This is a genomic window from Hymenobacter sp. YC55, assembly GCF_029433095.1.
Taxonomy (GTDB): domain Bacteria; phylum Bacteroidota; class Bacteroidia; order Cytophagales; family Hymenobacteraceae; genus Hymenobacter.
The window spans coordinates 1,656,553-1,670,175 of sequence record NZ_JARNTX010000002.1; the positions used below are offsets into that span (position 1 = coordinate 1,656,553).

General features: G+C 49.1%; 11 protein-coding genes, 1 tRNA gene and 1 rRNA gene. 9 read left to right on the forward strand and 4 right to left on the reverse strand.

The window, feature by feature from the left end:
• The first annotated feature begins 33 nt into the window (after positions 1-33).
• The 4 genes from P1X16_RS20245 (at position 34) to P1X16_RS20260 (ending at position 4,059) form a co-directional block, all read left to right on the forward strand.
• Positions 34-1,032: an iron ABC transporter permease gene (locus tag P1X16_RS20245; protein WP_277232906.1), complete on the forward strand. Its 999-nt coding sequence runs from the start codon at positions 34-36 to the stop codon at positions 1,030-1,032.
• A gap of 174 nt (positions 1,033-1,206) precedes the next feature.
• Positions 1,207-1,623, forward strand: a complete 417-nt coding sequence (locus tag P1X16_RS20250; RefSeq protein ID WP_277232908.1) for a 6-carboxytetrahydropterin synthase — start codon at positions 1,207-1,209, stop codon at positions 1,621-1,623.
• A 97-nt stretch (positions 1,624-1,720) separates the two neighbouring features.
• Positions 1,721-2,830: a lipid-A-disaccharide synthase gene (gene lpxB, locus P1X16_RS20255; RefSeq protein ID WP_277232911.1), complete on the forward strand. Its 1,110-nt coding sequence runs from the start codon at positions 1,721-1,723 to the stop codon at positions 2,828-2,830.
• 137 nt (positions 2,831-2,967) lie between these two features.
• On the forward strand, positions 2,968-4,059 hold the full coding sequence (locus P1X16_RS20260) for an exostosin family protein (RefSeq protein WP_277232913.1): 1,092 nt from the start codon (positions 2,968-2,970) through the stop codon (positions 4,057-4,059).
• A 98-nt stretch (positions 4,060-4,157) separates the two neighbouring features.
• Here the strand turns inward: P1X16_RS20260 and clpX are convergent, their stop codons facing one another.
• The 4 genes from clpX to P1X16_RS20280 form a co-directional block, all read right to left on the reverse strand.
• Positions 4,158-5,381 (reverse strand): ATP-dependent Clp protease ATP-binding subunit ClpX, encoded by a 1,224-nt coding sequence (gene clpX, locus P1X16_RS20265; protein WP_277232917.1) that lies wholly within the window; start codon positions 5,379-5,381, stop codon positions 4,158-4,160.
• Positions 5,382-5,622: 241 nt separating this feature from the next.
• Complete coding sequence (locus P1X16_RS20270) at positions 5,623-6,327, reverse strand: ATP-dependent Clp protease proteolytic subunit (RefSeq protein WP_277232920.1); 705 nt, start codon at positions 6,325-6,327, stop codon at positions 5,623-5,625.
• A 181-nt stretch (positions 6,328-6,508) separates the two neighbouring features.
• Entirely contained in the window at positions 6,509-7,837 is a 1,329-nt protein-coding gene (gene tig, locus P1X16_RS20275; RefSeq protein WP_277232922.1) for a trigger factor, read from the reverse strand.
• 115 nt (positions 7,838-7,952) lie between these two features.
• A tRNA-Leu gene (locus P1X16_RS20280) sits at positions 7,953-8,034 on the reverse strand.
• A gap of 352 nt (positions 8,035-8,386) precedes the next feature.
• On the opposite strand from P1X16_RS20280, the gene P1X16_RS20285 reads away from it, so the two are divergent.
• The 5 genes from P1X16_RS20285 to P1X16_RS20305 form a co-directional block, all read left to right on the forward strand.
• Positions 8,387-10,594 carry a bifunctional (p)ppGpp synthetase/guanosine-3',5'-bis(diphosphate) 3'-pyrophosphohydrolase gene (locus P1X16_RS20285; protein ID WP_277232925.1) on the forward strand — a complete coding sequence of 736 codons (2,208 nt, stop codon included), beginning with the start codon at positions 8,387-8,389 and terminating at the stop codon, positions 10,592-10,594.
• 153 nt (positions 10,595-10,747) lie between these two features.
• Positions 10,748-11,221, forward strand: coding sequence for a transcriptional repressor (locus tag P1X16_RS20290; protein ID WP_277232928.1), 474 nt, complete (start codon positions 10,748-10,750; stop codon positions 11,219-11,221).
• Positions 11,218-11,565, forward strand: coding sequence for an STAS domain-containing protein (locus tag P1X16_RS20295; RefSeq protein ID WP_277232932.1), 348 nt, complete (start codon positions 11,218-11,220; stop codon positions 11,563-11,565). Before P1X16_RS20290 ends, P1X16_RS20295 begins: the two co-directional genes overlap by 4 nt.
• Positions 11,565-12,842 carry an adenylosuccinate synthase gene (locus tag P1X16_RS20300; RefSeq protein WP_277232935.1) on the forward strand — a complete coding sequence of 426 codons (1,278 nt, stop codon included), beginning with the start codon at positions 11,565-11,567 and terminating at the stop codon, positions 12,840-12,842. Before P1X16_RS20295 ends, P1X16_RS20300 begins: the two co-directional genes overlap by 1 nt.
• 702 nt (positions 12,843-13,544) lie before the next feature.
• Positions 13,545-13,623: ribosomal RNA gene (locus P1X16_RS20305) — 16S ribosomal RNA — on the forward strand; the annotation flags it as partial.

The window sequence follows — 13,623 nt, forward strand, 5'->3', positions numbered from 1 at the left end:
AAGCCGCCTGCCCATCCAACCGCAGTAACCTACATGAACAGACCCGCCTTGCCCTGGATTTTGGCCAGCCTGCTCCTGACACTTGTGCTGGTCGTTGTGGGCATGCGGGTAGGTAGCTACGACACCGATTATGCGCTTATTGGCCGCGCCCTCACGCAGTATAATCCGCAGGACCCCATGCATTTGGTACTGGTGGAGCTTCGGCTGCCCCGCATCTTGCTGGCCTTGCTGGCCGGGGGCGGATTGGCATTCAGTGGTTACCTTATGCAGGCCATGGTCAACAATCCGTTGGCTGATCCTTACTTGCTCGGAACGGCTTCAGGCGCCTCGCTAGGCGCCATTTTCTGCTTTTCTTTCTTACCGACTCTCACCTTAGGTGGTTTCTACCTGCCGCCTCTGTTTGCCCTTGGTGGCGCGTTAGGTACTACATTGGTGGTAGTAGCCGTCGGCACGCAGCGAGGACGAATTATTCCCACGCAGCTATTGCTGGCGGGAGTAGCTATAGGTTCACTAACTATCGCTATTGGCGGAGTATTCACGTTTCTGTCTTCCACGCAGGAGAAGCTACGGAGCATCACGTTCTGGGCTGCCGGCAGCTTCGAGCGGGCTGGTTGGACCGTATTGCCTTATCCGGCTGTAGCCTTGGTGGCGTCTTTGGGGCTGTTCCTCTTTCTGCAAAAGGACTTGAACATTCTGCTACTAGGGGAGGAAAGAGCCCAAGGGCTGGGCGTTGATGTGGCCCGTACCCGTTGGTTGCTACTGCTCATGGCCTCCGTCCTGACCGGCTGCGTAGTTGCTTTGTGTGGGCCAGTAGGCTTTGTCGGGCTAGTTGTACCACACCTCACCCGGTGGCTTTTGGGCGTCACTGGTCGGGCCAATGCGCTGTTCTGCGTATTGCTCGGCGGCAACTTCCTACTAGCATGCGACCTGTTGGCTCGGCTGCTTTATCCGCCGGCTGGCTTACCCGTCGGCTTGGTCACAGCCCTATTCGGCGTACCGTTCTTCGTATATTTGCTGCGAAATAAAGGCTGATGCCGACTTTCCGTCTCCAGTAGGAGTAGCCTCTTGGCTGGTAGTCCTTCCCTCTTTGCGTCAGTAAAGAGGAGTCTGCCAGGTAAAAAGACCTTTGTTGCCGCTTGATTTAGAGTACGGAACACACGGGAGGACGGCCTTTTCCAGCAATCAGCCATCAACAAGCAATACCCAATGATTTACATCAGTCGGCAGGAACACTTCAATGCGGCCCACAAACTCTACAACCCGAAGTGGAGTGAGGAGCGGAACCGTGAGGTGTTCGGCCCCTGTGCCAACACCAACTGGCACGGCCATAACTTCGACCTTATCGTGACCGTGAAGGGGAAACCCGACCCGGAAACTGGCTTCGTAATCGACCTCAAGCAACTCAGCACACTCATTCGGGAGCACATCATCGACCAGGTTGACCACAAAAACCTCAACCTCGATGTGCCCTTCATGCAAGACCAAATGGCCAGCACCGAAAACTTAGCCATTGCTTTCTGGAAGATTCTAGAACCCGAAATCGAGCGGATTTCCACCGCCCGTTTGCACAGCATCAAGCTCTACGAAACGCCCCGCAATTTCGTAGAATACCTCGGCGAATAAATGGTTGAATGGCTGACCAGTGCGTGATGCCCGCTCAAAGCCAGCGAAGTCGACGGCTCAGTCATTTAACAGTTCAACAATTCAACCATTTAACTCATTGAAGTACTACCTGATAGCTGGCGAACGGTCCGGCGACTTTCACGCCGCCAACTTGATGCGAAACTTGCACCAGCAAGACCCTGAGGCAGAGTTTCGGGGTTGGGGCGGCGACATGATGAAGGCCGAAGGCGGCACGCTCGTGCACCACTACCAGGAAATGGCCATTATGGGTTTCTGGGAAGCGGCCACGAGTATTCTCAAGTTTCGTGGTTACCTGAAAGAATGTCAGCGCGACCTGCTAGCCTACCAGCCGGACGTCTTGATTCTGATTGATTACGCCGGTTTCAACCTGCGGGTCGCCCGGTTTGCCAAGGAGCATGGCATCAAGGTGTTCTACTACATCTCGCCCAAAATATGGGCTTGGAACCAGGGCCGGGTTCACACCGTCAAAAAAATCGTCGACCGGATGTTCGTCATCCTGCCTTTCGAGCAGGAATTCTACCAACGTTTCGGCTACGGGGTCGACTACATTGGCAACCCCACCGCCGATGCTGTAGCCGAACACCAGAAAAGCAATGACTTCTATCAGCGCAACAACCTCGATCCGAGCCGCAAGATTGTGGCCGTATTGCCTGGTTCGCGCAAGCAGGAAATAGAGGAAATGCTCTATGAAATGGTAGCCATCCTGCCGCCTTTCCTCGATTACCAGTTCATAGTAGCCGGCGTCGATAACCTCGACCGGAATTACTATGCCCATTTCGAGCGCAACAACGTCCGCATCCTCTTCAACGAGACGTACGACCTACTTGCTCACGCCACCGCGGCTCTAGTCACCAGCGGTACCGCCACCCTCGAAACAGCTTTGTTTGGTGTACCGCAAGTGGTTTGCTACCGCACCAGCGCTGTTTCCTACGCCATTGGTAAGGCCGTCATCAAAGTGCCCTATATCTCTTTGGTGAATTTAATTGCCGATAGGGAAGTAGTAAAAGAGCTTATTCAAGGCGAGTTTAACTCACGCAACCTTGTGAAAGAGCTTCGCAAGATTCTAACCGACGATGAGTTTATAATCCGGCAAAAGGCGGGCTATGCCGAAATACGGGAGAAGCTAGGCCAGCAACGAGCAGCCGAAAAGGCAGCGAAACTAATGATTGGTTACTTGCAGAAGTAAACGAGTCAGTCGGGTTGAACCCGAGGAAATGCTTCTTGCTTCATTTCAATAAGTATAGCTTATATATGCTTATAATGTGCCCGAATAGCATAGCCTGACTTCTAAGACCTAAAATCAAAACCTCTGAAAAGGTAAATATGAAACTTAAGCTTCACACAGATTTAAGTCTTTTAGACAAGGGCCATCCAATAGAATTGCTTATTCCCTTCGTAGGCACTTTTAATAAAGAAGATGAATCTGGTGCGGTTCGGCAAGGCCGCTTTGATGAATATCAGCGAATTGGTAAAGACCTTATTGAATTAACAAGCATAGAAGAATGTGATGCCTGTTTGCTGCCTATCTTCTACGACGTTTTATTTGATCAAGCAGGGTTTGAAAAGAAAATAGCTCCCTTTATTCAAAAAGTTGAAAGCCATAATAAGAAGATATTAATTTTTGTCGGGCATGATGTGTTGCACATCAATATACCCGTTAAGAATGCTATTCTGTTTAACAGCGCAATAAGTAAATCCACCCAAGCCAAGAATATACATTCGTGGCCGCATTTTTTCGAGGATTTTCTAGAAAAGTATAATGACGGCAAACCGCGGCCCCGTAAAAAAGGCGTTAAGCCAGTAATAGGTTTTTGTGGTTATGCGCCACCGTTGAACATCAAGATGAGCCGTGAGAAAATAATTAGTAGCTTAAAATTAGCTGCTAATTACGCTGGCTTACTGCAAAAATTCCCAGATAAAATATCTCACTCCTACAGAGCCCGGTCAATTATAGGACTACAGAAGTCTAACAAAATCACTCCAAACTTTATATTGAAAAGCAATTTTGCGTTTGGACCTACTGGGGGCTTAAACACTGGTAACACAACAGAAAGTAATTTCGATTTCAGAAAAAACTTCGTAGAAAATATTCTGGAGAGCGACTACACTTTATGTATTCGGGGTATAGGTAATAATTCCGTTCGTTTCTTCGAGACATTGTGTTGCGGTCGTATTCCTGTGTTTGTAGACACTGATAGCGCACTGCCGTTCGATGAAATGATCGACTGGAAAAAGTATTGCGTTTGGGTGGAGGAAAAAGACGTAGATAAAGTAGATGCTATTGTGCAGGAATTCCACAGTAAAATTTCTGAGGAAGAGTTTCTTGAAATGCAGAAGAGAGCAAGAGAGGTGTGGGAAGAATACTTAACGCCTGTAGGCTTCTATAAAAACCTGCATCGTTTCCTTGAGAACTAATACTCTCTGAAGTCAATTTGCACTTGCAAACAAAAGCCCGAACTAGGAAAGCCGATCGGCTACCTAGTTCGGGCTTTTTCTTAAGTCTAAGTGAGATATTACGCGGCTCTCAACTGCTTCATAGGCGACTGCTCGAACTTGCTACGAGCATACTCCAGATCAATAACCAGTTCTTTAGGGTCTATTTCCGAAGGCATATCGAACATAGCATCCGTCATAATGCCTTCGCAGATGGAGCGGAGGCCACGAGCACCAAGACGATATTCATCAGCCTTTATAACGATGTATTCTAGAGCCCCTTCCGTGAAAGAGAGCTGAATGCCTTCCATGTCGAACAGCCGCTGATACTGCTTCACGATAGAGTTCTTAGGCTCCGTCAGGATTTTACGCAGCGTGGCGTGGTCGAGTGGGTTGAGGTGCGTCAGCACGGGCAGACGGCCAATAAGCTCCGGAATCAAGCCGAAAGCTTTCAAATCCTGAGCCGTTACATAGCGCAGGAAGTTCTCTGTATCAACCTTCTCTTCGAGTTGCGTTTTGGCGAAACCAATTGGCTTGGTGTTGAGGCGGTTCTTGATGATGCGCTCAATTCCTACAAAAGCCCCACCACATATAAAGAGGATATTCTCGGTGTTCACCGTAATCATCTTTTGCTCGGGATGCTTGCGGCCACCGTGTGGGGGTACGTTTACCGTAGTGCCCTCTAATAGCTTCAGCATGGCCTGCTGCACGCCCTCGCCGCTTACATCACGCGTGATGCTCGGATTGTCGCTCTTGCGGGCAATCTTATCGATTTCGTCGATGTAAACGATGCCGCGCTCAGCCGCTTCTACATTGTAATCGGCAGCTTGTAGCAGGCGGGTCAGGATGCTTTCTACATCTTCGCCCACGTAGCCTGCCTCAGTTAGTACGGTTGCGTCTGCAATGCAGAAAGGTACTTGGAGGATATTAGCTAGCATTCGGGTCAGGAACGTCTTGCCCGTGCCAGTTTCGCCTACCATAATAATGTTAGACTTCTCAATCACTACGTCGTCTTTCTGCGGCTTCTGCATGAGGCGCTTGTAGTGGTTGTACACCGCTACCGACATCACCTTTTTTGCTTCATCCTGGCCTACTACGTATTGGTCGAGATACTCCTTCATCTCCCGCGGCTTCACCAAATTAAACTTTGGTGTCTTCGAGTTAGATCGAATCTTATTCTCCTCGTTGAGAATTTGTTGGGCCTGCCCTACACACCGCTCACAAATGTGAGCGTTGATGCCGGAAATCATAACCGAAACGTCTTTTTTGCTCTTGCCGCAGAAGGAGCACGTTATATCTGCCATTGTTAAGGAACTCTCAGAGTAGAGGAGGATAAGCTAATTTCAGTAACCTACCTCAAAGGTACGAAAAGGCCAACGCCGTACACCAGGAAAAAAGTGCCTGCACGGTAGGTCCCTATAAAAAGGAAAAGCCCGCCGAAGCGAGCTTTTCTTTTCTAAACAGGTTCCAGTCAAGGAGAAATCTAAGCGAAAAAGACGAGCAATCAAACCTGATTTTTGCCTTCAACTGAAAGTAAGATAAAGCCTAAGCCTTCTTCTTTTCCAGTACCTCGTCAATCAGGCCATACTCTTTGGCCTCATCGGCACGCATCCAGTAGTCGCGGTCCGAGTTGTCGTGGATTTCCTGGTAGGTTTTGCCAGTGTGCTGCGCCAAAATGTCGTACAGCTCTTTCTTGAGCTTCAGAATCTCACGGGCTGTGATTTCAATGTCCGACGACTGACCTTGTGCGCCACCCGAAGGCTGGTGAATCATAACGCGGGCGTGAGGCAGGGCAGAGCGTTTGTCTTTAGCACCGCCAGCCAGCAATACGGCTCCCATAGAGGCAGCAAGACCTGTGCAGATCGTTGCTACGTCGGGGTTTACGTACTGCATGGTGTCATAAATGCCGAGACCAGCATACACCGAACCACCGGGTGAATTGATGTAAAGTAGGATGTCCTTCTTCGCGTCTACCGACTCGAGAAACAGGAACTGAGCCGTAATAATATTGGCAATATAGTCGTCGACGGCTGTGCCTAAGAACACGATCCGGTCCATGATCAGACGCGAAAACACGTCAATCTCCGCGAAACGCGTCGGACGCTCTTCAATAACCGAACGGGTCATGTTGGTAGGCAGCACCAAACCGGCAGCTTGACCTTCAATATGATGCAGATACTGATCCACACCTAGGCCGCTGAGGCCCTGGCCTTTCACAGCGAACTTGCGGAACTCTTGTTTATTCAGCATGACAGGAAAAAAGGAGTTAGTAATGTAGAAGCTAGGAACTAGGAGAGAGGGTAGAGTCTAGGACGCATAAACAGCCAGAATATTCTAACATCCAGCTCCTGACTTCTAGCTTCTCGAAAACAAAAAAGCCCATACGGCAAGTAAGGGCTTTTTTGTTGGTTGAAAAACCGGAACGCTAGGGTTAGCCAGCGTTTTGATTGCGGAAGCCTTCGGCCGTAATCGGGTTGTCGTTAACAACAACTTTGCCGCGTAGGTTTTCCACTACTTTCTCTGCCAGAATGGCCTCATACTCCTGTACGTAGTTCTTGCCGTTCTCCTGACGCAGGTAGTTGTCAGCAAATCCGCGTACCGATTCTTCCAGTTCCGGCGTCATCTCCATGTTGAACTGACCAAGGATCTTCTGCATCGTACGATCCAAGATTTCCTGGTTCTCTACCTTTAGGCCTTGCTCCTCAACTACTTTGTTGCGGATCATCGACCACTTCAACTCCTTCTCGTAGTCGGTGTAGTGCTCTTCTACCTGCTCAGTAGTCAGTTTGCCTTCGTTGGCACGTACCAGCCACTTCTTGAAGAACTCGGTTGGAATCTGCACCGTAGTCGCCTCTACCATCTTATCGATGATGGTGCGGTTGATCAAGTTGTCAGCTTCCCGGTCATAATTTTCCTGTACCGTTTCGCGTACTTTCTGGTCGAACTCCTCTTTCGAGGTCACGATGTCCTTGCCGAACACCTTGTCGAACAGCTCCTGATTTAGCTCGGCTGGCGTTGTGCGGTTAATTTTTTCTACGCTCAACACGTATTCGCCTTCTACAGCTTCAGCATCTTCCTTGCTCAGGCCCGTAACGCTGGCAATGGTAGCAGCGTCACTGTCAAAAGCTTCTTTCAGGTCGAACGTAACAGTGTCTTCAGGCTTGAGACCTACGAACTTGTCAGCCCCGTTCTTCACCTTCTTGATAGGGAAAAGCACTGGACGGCCGTCGCCTTCTTCGTCAGCTTTCTTCAGCTTGCCATATAAGGAGTCGCCAGCTTCCGAAACCTCAGGGTTGGTGCTCTCACCGAACTGACGCTCAATTTGCTCGTAGGTTTCCTGCAGCGTAGCCTCGTCCAGCTCTACTTTGTGGCGGTCAACAGTAATGCTTTGGTCAGCAGGTAGCTCGAAATCAGGTAGTAAACCTAGTTCGAAGGGGAAGGAGAATTCTTTCTCGGTGTCAAAATTCACGTCGGTTGGCACAGGAAGAGGCTCACCTAGAATCTTGAGGTTGTTTTCTTTGATATAGCCGTCAACAGCTTTGCCAAGCAAAGAATTGATTTCATCGGCCAGAATGCCTTTGCCGTACATTTTACGCACCAGCGTGGCCGGAACCTTGCCGGGGCGGAACCCTTTGATTTGCGCCTTCTTACTATAGTCCTTCAGCTTGGCATCTACAGCAGGAGCGTAATCCGCTTCCTTGAGGTTTACTGTCAGGATGGCACTCAGTTGGTCGTCTTTTTTATCTAAGGTGATGTCCAAAGCGGGGCGTCGGTTAAAGGTAAACTACGGGTAAAAGACACCGAAACCGGGAAAAAGAAACCCCCAACGGTTGGGTTGAGGGCTCGGGGCGTTTTCGATGATGTTTAAAAAAATGTGCGGATGGAGGGACTCGAACCCACACGCCTTGCGGCACCAGATCCTAAGTCTGGCACGTCTACCAATTTCGCCACATCCGCCTCAAGGCCATTCGCCTCGGGGGCGCAAAGCTACGCAAGCTCTTCGAAAAACCAAACGCAACCTCTAGCATAAAATTTAAAAAGAGTTTCCACGGGTTCTTATTGCCCTTGCTTAAACCTCCTAGTGCAGCAGCTGGTGATACATAAGGGACATGATACCAATAGAGTTAGAAGGGAATCCTGTTCTCTTGCAGACGGGTCGATGGCAGTGTTATTTATTTAAAGAAGGAATTGCAAAAGGCTTCGCCAAGCAGTAGTCAACCTTTTCCGTGCTGCTACTTGTTCATAAGCCGCCCCCCTCTTCGTACTTTAGTGTTTATTGACTTTGGCGCTCCGGCGCTGCCCATGCATCATGGCCACCTTAATTGACCCCGAAGTAGAGCGCCAAGAAATTCTGCGCCACTACCGCCGCCTCCTCCGCACCGCTAAGCCTTACTTACAGGAAGGCGACGCCCGACTAATAAAGAAGGCCTTCAATACCTCATTGGAGGCTCACAAAGAGATGCGCCGCAAGTCTGGCGAGCCTTACATTCTGCACCCGCTGGCAGTAGCCCAGATAGTAGTAGAAGAAATTGGCCTCGGCACTACCAGCATTGTGGCGGCCTTACTACACGATGTAGTTGAAGATACACCGTGGGAAATTGCCGATGTAGAGCGGGAGTTTGGTTCCAAGGTGGCCCGTATAGTAGATGGCCTAACCAAAATCTCCGGCGTTTTCGAGTACGGCACCTCCGAGCAAGCCGAGAACTTCCGCAAGATGCTGCTCACGCTCTCCGAAGATGTGCGTGTCATCCTGATCAAGCTGGCTGACAGGCTGCACAACATGCGGACCCTCGACTCGATGCCGCGCCACAAGCAACTCAAGATTTCCTCGGAAACTATCTACCTCTACGCCCCGCTGGCCCACCGTCTTGGTCTATATGCCATCAAAACGGAGCTAGAAGACCTCCATTTAAAATACACGGATACCGACGTATATAATGAGTTGGTGAACCGGGTGCGCCAAAGCCGTAGTGCCCGCAACCGCTTTATCAAGGAGTTTGTGCTCCCTATCGACGAGGAGCTGAAAGCCCAAGGGTTCACCTTTGAAATTAAAGGCCGCCCTAAAAGCATCTATTCCATTCTAAAAAAGATGCGCAAGCAAAACATCACCTTCGACGAGGTGTATGATCTGTTTGCCATCCGCGTAATTCTGGATGTGCCACACGAGCAGGAAAAAGCAGCCTGCTGGCAAGTATATTCTATCGTGACGGACTTCTACCAGCCTAACCCTGATCGGCTGCGCGACTGGGTAAGTACGCCCAAAGCCAATGGCTATGAGAGTTTACATACCACTGTTATGTCTCGTGCTGGGCAGTGGGTCGAAGTGCAGATTCGCTCACGCCGCATGGATGAAATTGCGGAGAAAGGCTACGCTGCTCACTGGAAATACAAGGATACCGGCGCCATTCAGCCGGAGTCCACGCTAGAAGTCTGGATCAACAAGGTGCGTGAGATGCTCGAAACCAATAACTCTAGTGCTCTAGAGTTTATGGACGAGTTCCGCCAGAACCTGTTTGTAAAAGAAGTTTATGCCTTTACACCCAAAGGCAAGCTGCTCATTCTGCCTGATAAGTCTACCGCTTTAGACTTCGCCTTCGAAATTCACACGCACATTGGGTTGCAGTGCTTGGGGGCCAAGGTCAACCAGAAACTGCAACCGCTGAGCTACCAACTTCACAACGGCGACCAAGTCGAAATTTTGACGTCGCACAAGCAGAAGCCTACGGAAGAATGGCTACAATATGTCATTACGTCCAAAGCCCGCTCGAAAATCAAGGAGTGGCTGCGTGATGATAAACGTAGCAAGGCTGAAGATGGCCGCTTCCTTGTGGAGAAGCGGCTAGAGCTACTTGGAGTCGAATACACGCAGGACAACTTCAACCGCTTGCTCGCACACTTTCATACCTATAATGCGCAAGAGTTCTTCTACCGCGTAGCCATCGGCCAGATTGACGGTCGCGAAATCAAAACTGACCTTTTCGACCCCACTACGGAAGCTCCCCGTCTACCGTCTAAACTAGAGCCCAAAGCATTCGACCACGAGGTTCAGAAAATCCGAGGGCTTAGTGCCAACATGCTTGTTATTGGCGAACGAACCGATAAGTTTGATTACACCATCGCGCCTTGTTGCAACCCTATCCCCGGCGATGATGTGTTCGGCTTCGAAACAGAAGCAGGTATCGTTATCCATCGTACTTCTTGTCCGAAAGCAGTGAAGATGATGTCCAATTACGGCAACCGCATTGTGCGCGCAAAGTGGACCGATCAGTTGGAGCTTGCTTTCCTCGCTGGTTTACGCATTAAAGGCTCCGATAGGGTAGGACTAGTAAATGATGTGACACGCATCATCAGTAATAGCCTCAAAGTGAACATGCGCTCCATCACTATCGATTCGGATGATGGTATGTTTGAAGGGCAGATTATGGTTTTCGTCAATGATACCGACCACCTTACTAAACTCATCCAACGCCTTTCCAAGGTAAACGGGGTGTTGCTAGTTGAGCGGTTCGATTCTTAAGTAAGCATTTAGTCTTAAATAGTCTTAACAAAGAGCCAAAGTTTAAAACAGTATATAACTGTTAGCGGAAAAGGCATCTTATGATGGAGCTTTTAAGGTTATGCATGTTGTATTGTAGCTTTGCAGTACTCCTTGTATATAAGGTCACACAAAATGCTTGATAAAGAAAAGTACGAGGAGGTCAAAAAGATCTTCACCGCGTACCTCGAAAATAAAGGCTTGCGCAAAACGTCGGAGCGCTATGCTATTCTGGAGGAGATTTATTCTCGTACCGGTCACTTCGACGTAGAAGAGCTGTTTGCTGGTATGAAAGGGCAGGGCTTACAAGTGAGCCGTGCTACAGTATATAACACCCTCGATTTGCTGGTGGAGCACGGCCTTGTTAGCAAGCACCAGTTCGGACGTAATCTTGCCCAATACGAGAAGTCATATGGGTACCGGCAGCACGACCACGTGATATGCACAGAGTGCCACAAGGTGGTTGAGTTTTGTGACCCTCGCATCCATGGCATCCAGACGATGGTAGGGGAGTTACTCAACTTCCATATCTTGCACCACTCTTTGAACCTTTATGGCGTGTGCGGCGACTGCCGTGCCAAAGCCGCCACCCGCTCTCAAGCCGAATGAAAACAGAAACTGCCGTTCAAGACGGCATCCTCTTCGTGCGCCTCTCCGGCGACCTTATCGGTAGCCCCGATACTCAGCAGCTCCTTCAGTCGGTTGATCAGCATCTTGGCGATGAGTTGCGCCATTGTGCAGTCGATCTGTCGGAGGTGCGCTACATAAACAGCACTGGTATCGGGGTGCTGGTGTCATTGCTCACCAAATTTCGCAGTCGTGGAGGAGAACTAGTTCTCATTAATCCCGCCGACCATCCGCGCAAAATGCTAGCTCTCACCAAGCTCAACGCTATTTTCTCTATTGCCGACGACGATTCCGCCGCCGCTCAACAATTGAAAGCTTCGAATTAATGCCAGTTGACGTTTTAGTAGGCTTACAGTGGGGCGACGAAGGAAAAGGTAAAATTGTGGATGTACTAGCCCCCACTTACGATGTAGTAGCCCGTTTCCAAGGAGGACCTAACGCTGGTCACACCCTTACCTTCGGTGGCGTTAAGCACGTCTTACACCAAGTGCCTTCCGGAATTTTTCATCCCCACATCCTGAATGTTGTAGGCAACGGCGTTGTTCTCGACCCGGTTGTGTTTCGGCAGGAGCTCCAAAAATTGACAGATCGGGGTATCAATTGGGCAGCCAACTTATATATCTCGAAGAAAGCACAACTTATCCTTCCTTCGCACCGTGCCCTCGACCGTATTAGCGAAGATGCCCGCGGAGGTAGCAAAATAGGTTCTACCTTGAAAGGTATAGGTCCTACTTACCAAGATAAAATTGGTCGCACGGGCTTGCGTGTAGGTGACGTACTATTGCCGGATTTCCAGCAGCGTTATGAAGAAGCCGTGGCTCGCCATGCCACATTAGCTGCTTTTCACAACAAGGAGCTAGAAATTGAAGCGCTAGAAGCTGACTTCTTCTCTGCTGTCGAATTCCTGCGCAGCCTTCAACTTACGGATACCGAGTATCTGTTAAATGACCTATTAAAGCAAGGCAAAAAAATTCTCGCAGAAGGTGCTCAGGGCTCCCTGTTGGATGTTGATTTCGGTACGTATCCTTACGTCACCTCATCTAGTACGATAGTAGCTGGCGCTTGTACGGGTTTGGGTATTGCCCCCCGCCATATAGATAAAGTCTATGGCATTAGTAAAGCCTACTGCACTCGAGTAGGTAGTGGCCCTTTCCCAACTGAATTACTCGATGAAGTAGGAGAGCAAATACGCAAAGCAGGCAGTGAGTTTGGCTCTACTACAGGACGGCCACGTCGTTGTGGCTGGATAGATCTACCCGCTTTACGGTATAGTATCATGCTTAATGGAGTCACTGAGATTCATCTAATGAAGGCTGACGTCTTAGATGAGTTTGACGAAATCTACGTGTGCACCCATTACGAGTATCCGGACGGCCAGCAAACAGACCATCTGCCTGACCATGGCGATTTGCAGACTATGAAGCCTGTATATAAGAGTCTGCCAGGTTGGAAAACCGAATTGCAAAAGCTGACTGACCCTCAGTCCCTTCCTGCCGAACTGAAGGATTACGTACAGTTTCTAGAGAATTACTTAGAGGTGCCTATTAGCATCGTTAGCGTAGGCCCAGACCGAGTAAGTACCTTACATCTCAACTATAGATAAAACCAGATTCATATATCTAAGAAGGGGCGCCCAAGCGCTCCTTTTTTGTTTAATACCTTGTACACTATGGGGTACACCTTGGTGGTCTAAATTTTGTCTAGGTATGCTTGCCTTACAGGTTCTACCATAGAACAAATTTTTTTGATAGAGGCTTGACAAAGCCGAAACACTGTTAGATATTTGCAACCCCAAATCAATCGGGTGTGGGAACAAGGCAAAAGCGAAAAAAATTATCGAAGCCTTTTGTAAAATTGAATAGTGGTTGTAGTTTTGCAGCCCACTTCAAAAGGAAGGGTTCAGGAAAATCAACAGCTAAAAAAAAGCTTGTTGATCTTTTGTAGAACACATAAGAAGTTATAGCTTTGCAACCCGCTTGAGTAAAGCTCTTGTAAAAACGGATAAACAAGAAAAAATATTTTTCAGTTTTTCTTGTTTTGTGTGAAGCGAGTAGTATCTTTGCACCCCGCTTCGGTTTGAGCGGCGCAACGCAGACGACAACCGGTCGTTACTTGGAACTTTCAACTGGAGAGTTCATACGTTCTTTGAATGGATGGAAAGACAAAAGGAAGGACATTGCTTCCACGCTGCTTCGGCAGCCCAAGCAATGGACTCCGCGTAGAAGACGAGACACAACAACTCGCAATACGAGTCGGATCAGCACTCGACATCGCTCTTGGTTCGCCAAGGGTAAGTAGAATTTATACAATGGAGAGTTTGATCCTGGCTCAGGATGAACGCTAGCGGCAGGCCTAATACATGCAAGTCGAACGGGTGTAGCAAT